Source organism: Mesorhizobium sp. CCNWLY176, assembly GCF_037153935.1.
GTDB lineage: Bacteria > Pseudomonadota > Alphaproteobacteria > Rhizobiales > Rhizobiaceae > Mesorhizobium_M > Mesorhizobium_M zhangyense.
The window spans coordinates 35866-42646 of the sequence record NZ_JBBBDZ010000027.1; the positions used below are offsets into that span (position 1 = coordinate 35866).

General features: G+C 59.8%; 7 protein-coding genes. All 7 read left to right on the forward strand.

Annotation, left to right across the window (positions count from 1 at the left end):
• Positions 1-54: 54 nt before the first annotated feature.
• The gene (locus tag WBQ96_RS27480) at positions 55-1575 is read left to right on the forward strand and encodes an ABC transporter substrate-binding protein (RefSeq protein WP_165121406.1); all 1521 of its coding nucleotides are present in this window, start codon (positions 55-57) and stop codon (positions 1573-1575) included.
• Positions 1576-1649: 74 nt separating this feature from the next.
• Positions 1650-2570, forward strand: a complete 921-nt coding sequence (locus WBQ96_RS27485) for an ABC transporter permease (protein WP_336556133.1) — start codon at positions 1650-1652, stop codon at positions 2568-2570.
• Positions 2567-3421, forward strand: a complete 855-nt coding sequence (locus tag WBQ96_RS27490) for an ABC transporter permease (RefSeq protein ID WP_336556131.1) — start codon at positions 2567-2569, stop codon at positions 3419-3421. The genes WBQ96_RS27485 and WBQ96_RS27490 overlap by 4 nt, the downstream gene beginning before the upstream one ends.
• Positions 3421-4137: an MBL fold metallo-hydrolase gene (locus WBQ96_RS27495; RefSeq protein WP_165121403.1), complete on the forward strand. Its 717-nt coding sequence runs from the start codon at positions 3421-3423 to the stop codon at positions 4135-4137. The genes WBQ96_RS27490 and WBQ96_RS27495 overlap by 1 nt, the downstream gene beginning before the upstream one ends.
• Before the next feature lies 1 nt (position 4138).
• Complete coding sequence (locus WBQ96_RS27500) at positions 4139-5464, forward strand: amidohydrolase family protein (protein WP_336556129.1); 1326 nt, start codon at positions 4139-4141, stop codon at positions 5462-5464.
• A complete protein-coding gene (locus WBQ96_RS27505; protein ID WP_165121401.1) occupies positions 5457-6293 on the forward strand; it encodes an MTAP family purine nucleoside phosphorylase in 837 nt (278 codons plus the stop codon). The genes WBQ96_RS27500 and WBQ96_RS27505 overlap by 8 nt, the downstream gene beginning before the upstream one ends.
• Before the next feature lie 233 nt (positions 6294-6526).
• Positions 6527-6781, forward strand: a 255-nt coding sequence (locus WBQ96_RS27510; protein WP_442920913.1) for a winged helix-turn-helix transcriptional regulator, incomplete at its 3' end; no start/stop codon positions are given.

Below are 6781 nucleotides of genomic sequence, written 5' to 3' on the forward strand. Positions count from 1 at the left end.
CCGCGTCGCCGCAACATAAAAAGTCCTCCCAGAGGGCACAAAAAGGGTGAACTTATGAAACATATGCTTGGAAGAAGCTTCCTGATTGCCGCCCTGGCCACGACGGTCGCGTGCAATCTGCCTTTATTTGCTGCGGCCGGAGAAGCGGGCACGCTTGTCGTCGCCCAGCCTGCCGATGCCTACTCAATGGATCCGGCGAAGCACTCGGCCTTCCCGACAGCGAACATCTTGTTCCAGATATATGACGGGCTCATAACCATGGACGAGAAGGGCGAACTCGTCGCGGGGCTGGCAACGTCATGGAGCAATCCGGACCCTCTGACCTGGCGCTTCAAGCTGCGCGAAGGCGTCAAGTTTCACAACGGGGAGCCCTTCAATGCCGAAGCGGTGAAATTCACCTTCGACCGCGCGCTCGACCCGAATTTCAAGGCTCCCTATTATTCCCGCATCTCGGCCATAAAGTCGGTCGAGATCGTCGACGAATACACCGTCGATCTCAAGACCGAGAAACCGTTCCCGACGATGCTGCTGTCACTTTACGAGGCATCGTTTCCTGCCCTGATCGTTCCGCCGAAATACACGCAGGAAAAGAACGGTGAGGCGCTGGGGTCGGCGCCGGTCGGAACCGGGCCTTACAAATTCGTCAAATGGCTGAAGGACGAAGAAGTCGTTCTTGAAGCCAATCCGGATTACTGGGGCGGCACGCCGAAGATCGACCGCGTCGTTTTCCGGCCGATCAAGGAAACCCGCACGCGCATTGCGGAATTGAAGAGTGGCGGCGCCGACATCGCGGTCGATATCCCGCCTGAAGACGTATCCTCGCTCCAGGCGGACGGCACCAAGATCGAAACGGTGGCCAGCGATTTCCTCTATTTCCTCGCCTTCGATACGACGCGCGACACGCCCTTGAAGGACAAACGCGTGCGCCAGGCAATCAACTACGCCGTCAATGTCGATGCCATTCAGGAGGCGCTGCTCAATGGCATGGGCAATCGCATCGCGCTCACCCTTCCTTCGAATGGATTTGCCTACAATCCAGACTGGAAACCCTATCCCTATGATCCCGCAAAGGCAAAAGAACTGCTTGCGGAAGCGGGATATCCGGATGGCTTTTCGATTCCCCTGATGACCCGGAAAGGCCGTTTCCTGAAGGACAGCGAGATCGTCGAAGCGACGGCCGGCTTCCTCCGCAAGGTCGGCATCAAGGCGGAAATCCAGTATCTGGAGCCGGGCGTCTGGGGCCAGATATCCGAGAAGAAGGGCCGCGAAGGCATCACTTTCCCCGGATGGAGCGGGCGCGATCCCAATCTTGTCTGGCTGCCTCTGCTGAAGACAGGGCAGTACCAGAGCTATTTCAGCAATGCCGAGCTCGACAAGCTTCTGGACGAGGGTGCCGCGACGATCGACCCGGCGGAGCGCAAGGCGATCTATGAAAAGGCAGCCGCCATCATCAAGGACGAAGCGCCGCATTTGCCGATGATACAGCCGCCGCTGATCTACGGCCTCAATGCCAAGCTGAACTGGAAGCCGCGCACCGACAGCATGATCGATCTGCGCAAGGCAAGCTTCGACTGATCTTCGATCATCCGTGGCCGGAATTCTCCGGCCACGGAACTTGAAACGACTTCGCCCATGGAGCGGCCAGGCCTTTGTCCTCATTCCTCATATCGCGAGTACTCTATGCGATGGCTGTCGTTTTCGGCGTGTCGCTTGCTGTGTTCTTCCTGATCCGGATCGGCGGTGATCCGTCCGCACTTTTCCTGCCGCCGGAAGCCTCCATGGAAGAGATCGCGCGCTTCCGCCATCTCATGGGCTTCGACCGGCCGCTCGTCGTGCAGTATTTCGATTTCGTCTCCCGAGCCGTGCAGGGCGATTTCGGTATGTCGCTGCGTTATGAGCAGCCGGCCATGCAGCTCGTCCTGGAGCGTGTGCCGGCCACCCTCCAACTGAGCGGCATGGCGCTCGCCCTGGCTCTCGCCATTTCCATTCCGCTCGCCATCCTGGCCGTTGCCTGGCGCGGATCGATCGTCGACCGGGTCAGCCTTCTCATCTCGCTGATCGGCCAGAGCTTTCCGGCTTTCTGGTTGGCGATCATGCTGATCCTGCTGTTTTCCGAGACGCTTCACATGCTGCCGGCCTCAGGCAAGGGCGGCTGGCAAAACCTCATCATGCCGGCTATCGTGCTTGCCACCTATTCGACCGCAATCATCACGCGGCTGCTGCGTTCCTCTATGATCGAGGTCCTGCAGTCCGACTATATCCGCACCGCGCGCGGCAAGGGCGTCAGCGAGGGGCGCATCATCTTCAAGCACGCGCTTCGCAATGCCGCGATCCCGACCTTGACGGTTATCGGGCTGCAGGTGGGCGCGCTGCTTGGCGGCGCCGTCATCACCGAAGAAGTCTTTGCCTATCCCGGCATCGGCAGGCTCGCCATCCAGGCCATTGCCAATCGCGATTTCACGGTGGTTCAGGCATTCGTGCTCGTCATGGCCGTCACCATCGTTACGGTCAATCTCCTCGTCGACCTGTCCTACGGGCTGCTCGACCCGCGTTTGAGGAAGGGCCGATGAACCCGTTTATCAAACGCTATCTCGACAGCCGCCTTGCCGTCTTCGGACTTGCGCTGGTGCTGATCGTTGTGTTCGCCTCCCTGTTCGGTCACTGGCTCATGCCTTTCGATCCCGATGCACAGGACATTCTCCAGCGCCTGAAGCCACCGTTCTGGCGGGGAGAGGAGGGGATGCATCTTCTCGGAACCGATGCACTCGGCCGCGATATCTTCAGCCGCCTGATCGCGGGTGCTCGCGTTTCGCTGCTCGTCGGTGTCGCTTCGGTCGTCATCTCGGGCGCCATCGGCGTCACGCTCGGCCTGGTTGCCGGATATGAGGACCGCTATGCTGGCCGCATTCTCATGGCCATCACCGATATTCAGCTTGCCATTCCGTTTCTGGTGCTGGCACTCGCGATGGCCGCTGTCGTCGGTCCGAGCCTCTGGAACATCATTGCCATCCTCGGCCTGACCAACTGGGTGCAATACGCACGCGTCGTTCGCGCCGAATGTCTCGTGCTGCGCGAACGCGAATTCATTCAGGCAGCGCAGACGATGGGCATTTCGGTGCCGATGATCCTCATCCGTCATTTGCTGCCGAACGTCATGTCGTCGGTGATCGTGATTTCGAGCCTGCTCGTCGCCAAGATGATCCTATTCGAATCTTCCCTGAGCTTCCTCGGCCTCGGCGTTCCGCCGGAAACGCCGACCTGGGGCACGATGATCGCCGAAGGGCGCAATTATATCGGCAACGCCTGGTGGGTGGCGACCGTGCCCGGCTTCGCGATCTTCTTCACCGTGGTCGGCATCAACCTTGTCGGCGACCGGCTGCGCGATCTGCTCGACCCGCGCCTGAGACAGGCGGAATCCTGATGACGGCGCCCAGCTATGACGTACTCATCCCCGGCTTTCCCGGGCGTACGCCGCGTGGTTTCCTTGGTTGGAGCACCACGGTGCTGCTCCATACGAGAGACGGCTACGCGTTGTTCGATACAGGCGGCGCGGGCGATCGCCCCGGCATTCTGAACGCGCTCGAACGCCGCGGCCTGACGCCGGCCGATATTCGCACGGTGGTACTTTCACATCTCCACTTCGACCACGTCGCCAACGTGGAATGTTTCCCCAAGGCCGAACTGGTCCTGCATGAAACCGAGCTTGCCTATTTCGACGAACACAAGGCAGACGATCGCGCCATTCCGCTGTTCCAGGTCGAGGGCCTCCTGCGCAGCCCGCAGCTTTCGCTCGTTTCGGGCGAACTCGATGTGCTGCCCGGCATTCGCATGATCCGAACGCCCGGCCACACCGGCGGGCATGCCTCTCTCGTCCTGTCTGTCGACGGGAAATGTGTCGTCCTTGCGCAGGACGCCGTGAAGCATCGCGGCGAAATCGAGACGCTGAACTCGGCCGGTGCCTTCGACAACATATCCGCGCGCGAAAGCATCCGGCGCATTGCGGCCATGGCCGATATTGTCGTTCCCGGCCACGACGCCAGCCTGACGATCGCGAATGGCAAGGTGGCGAGCGCTGGTGCGCTTTCGGAGGTCATCAGCCTTTCGCTGGAAGACCGGTCCTTCGTGATGGAGGTCTGATTTGCCAACGCTCCTTCACAATGCATTCGTCTGTACCGGGCTGGCCGGCGGCTTCATCGAGAACGGTGCTGTCCTGATCGAGGGCACGAAGATTGCGTGGGTCGGCTCCCTTTCCACGCTGCCACCTCAAGCTGCGACCACCAAGCGGAAGGACCTCGGCGGACGGGTTGTCATTCCGGGCCTCATCAACACGCATGCGCATGGCGGCCTCTCCATGCATCGCGGTTGCTGCGACGATGGCGATCTCTTCCAATGGGCTTCCGCGCTTGCGCCGCATACCGCGTCGCTGACGATCGAGGACAACCGGGCCGGGTGCACGCTGGCTGTCATGGAGATGGTGCGCAACGGCATCACCACCGCCTGCGACTGCACACGCTATGGAGCGGGAGGCTTTGCATCCGTCGCCAGCGAAATCGGCATGCGATCGCTCAGTGGAGCGCTGGCTAATTCTCCAGAATTGCGGCCTAACGGCCGCCCCAACTGGCCACTCGCGCTTGATGAAACGAAGGAGGCCATCCAGGTCTACCAAGGCAACGGCTTGTGCCGGTTCTATCTCGGCGGCCATTCCCCTTATAGCTGCACGCCGCAGCTTCTGACCGAGGTGAAGCGCGAAGCCGACGCGCTCGGCTTGCATTTCGTCCTCCATGTCGCGGAGAACCGCCGCGAAAACGAGATGATCCTTGCGCAGTATGGAAAATCGCCGCTGGCCTGGCTCGCCGAACTCGGTGTTCTGGACCGCCGATCGATCCTTGCCCACTGCGTTTGGCTCGACGAAAAAGACGTCGATATTCTCGCCGATACGGGCGCCGGCGTTGCGCATAATCCGGCTAGCAACGCCAAGCTTGCCAGCGGCATTGCCCCGGTTCCCGCTTTGAGACGAGGTGGCATCCCGGTTGGGCTCGGCACGGACAGTACGCTGTCCAACAACTGCCTCGACCTCTTTCAGGAAATGAAGCTTTCAGTACTGCTCCAGCGTGCCGCGTCGCTCGACGGCATGATCATGGGGGCGTCCGATGCCTTCACCATGGCCACTATCGAAGGCGCGCGCGTGCTTGGATGGGAGGCCGAAATCGGCAGCCTGGAAGCGGGCAAGGAGGCGGATCTCGTTGTGCTTTCGCTTGACCACCCCCTTGGTCTTACGGCGGAGCGGGTGCTTTCCGACATCGTCTATCACGCCGGCCCGCAGCATGTGCACAGCGTCATGATCGCAGGACGGACCATCTTCGAAGGCGGGTGTTTCTCGATGATCGATGAAGCCGAAATCCGAAGCGCAATCCACAAACACTATCAAACATCTGAAATGAATAAGGAAACGTCCGATGCGTGAAGCGCCTGTTGGCCTGATTACCAGTGCGGCCTCTGAAGAACTGCTCAAGGACCGTCGAGCCGAGACCGTATCGACACCATGGGGCAACGCACCTGTCCTGACGGGCACTATAGGTGGCCGCGAGGTCGTCGTGATTCTGCGCTATGGCGAAAAGCTCACGCTTCCCAGCCACAAGATCAACTACCACGCCAACATCTGGGCCTTGCGTGAACTCGGCGTGGAATCCATCGTCTCGCAGAACGCCATCGGCTCGGTCAATCCCGCAATCCGGCCGGGAGACATAGTCATTTCCGACGATTTTCTCGACAAGACGAAGTCCCGCGCGCAATCACTGTTCGATGAAAGCGAATGCTGGGTACGTGTCGATTTCACGGATCCTTTCTGTCCGCGCCTGCGCACTGAACTGATCGCAGCTGCAAACAAGTTCAGCAACCGGGTCATCGAGCGCGGCACATTCGTCTGCACCGAAGGGCCGCGTTTCGAAACGCCGGCCGAAATCCGCGCCTATCAGCGCGAAGGCGGCGATATCGTCGGTACGCCGCTCATTCCGGAAGTCATCTTCGCGCGGGAGGCCGAAATGTGTTTCGCGTCTATCGCGCCGGTCATCAATTTCGGCGCCGGAATGGCGCCGGCAGTCGTTCATTTCGGTCCCGGCAGCATGAACGAGATCTACTACAAGCAAGGCCTGCACGATCTCATCGAAAAGACCTTGATTGAGGCAATCTCGGCGCTGTCGACCGAACGCAGCTGCAATTGCCGCAACGCGCTCGTCGGCGGATTCCATGGTGAGCCGCCGGCATGGATGAAAGCCAAGAGCTGCATGGTGTGAAAATAGGGACTGAACGCATTGCGTATTTTTTGACGAGGCTGTCGGGCCAGCGGGCATTGGTGATGAGCGACTGCTATTCAGATGTTGACATCCATAATTTGCCGGAGCACGTGCGCGGTTTTCAAAAAAAGGGCTGAAGCATCCTTGCTTTGTGGTGGGAGGACCTTCAGCGACTTTCGTCAAAAGCCTTCCAGTACGATCTTGCCTTTGGAACGCCCGCTTTCGATCAAGGAATGGGCTTGCTTCAGATTCGCTGGATCGATGGGGCGCAGTACTTGGTTCAGAGTTGTTCGCACCTCGGGCTGATCGACGGGAAATGGAAATCGATCGTCCTGTTTCACCTTCTCTCCGGCACGCTGCGTTTCAATGAAATCCGCCGTCACATTGCCAATGTTACTCCCCGCATGTTGACTGACCTGCCACTGAACTTTCATCCAGCGGCGATTAGAGCCTCGGCCGTTTTTGATCCGATACCATTCTTTGGACCG